Here is a 605-nt window from a genome sequence, read left to right on the forward strand (position 1 = left end):
CAATCATCTTGCTCAGGTGGTGGAATTGGTAGACACGTACGCTTGAGGGGCGTATGGCGCAAGCCGTGGAGGTTCGAGTCCTCTTCTGAGCACCACTTTTAAAAAAGGCCGCAGCAAGCGGCCTTTTTTGTATCCGAACTGCTCGAGGACGAGAACCGATCGGGAGGTTCGACGGAAGGAGCGCAGCGACTGGAGATGGGCAATGCGAAGCATTGGGGCGTAGCCCTGAGGGCAGCGAATCAATCCTCTTCTGAGCACCATTTTAAAAAAGGCCGCTTTAAGCGGCCTTTTTTGTGTCCAAACCAGAAGTCCTCGCGTAGGGCTGCCGCTCGCGGCACGCCGCAAGTCCCTGAACAGTGCTCTAAGGTCATCTGCATCCGTTCATGGAGATTCCTCGCAAAACGGTGATTAACTTTAATAATCTGCGTCACCTTTTCACGAGCCGACAGCGGACAGTTGAACCGTAAAACCTCGCCACGAAATAAATCTGTTTTCGCGCTTTACAAAGCTCCTTAGATCTCCATTTCTTTGCGACCTCAATCATCTTGCTCAGGTGGTGGAATTGGTAGACACGTACGCTTGAGGGGCGTATGGCGCAAGCCGTG

At 52.7% G+C, this 605-nt stretch carries 1 tRNA gene; it reads left to right on the plus strand.

The annotated features are described in order from the left end of the window. The first annotated feature begins 10 nt into the window (after window positions 1-10). Window positions 11-95: transfer RNA gene (locus tag QEH57_RS24750), tRNA-Leu, on the plus strand. Window positions 96-605 lie beyond the last annotated feature (510 nt).

It is taken from the genome of Pelagicoccus sp. SDUM812005, from assembly GCF_031127875.1.
Taxonomy (GTDB): Bacteria; Verrucomicrobiota; Verrucomicrobiia; order Opitutales; family Opitutaceae; genus Pelagicoccus.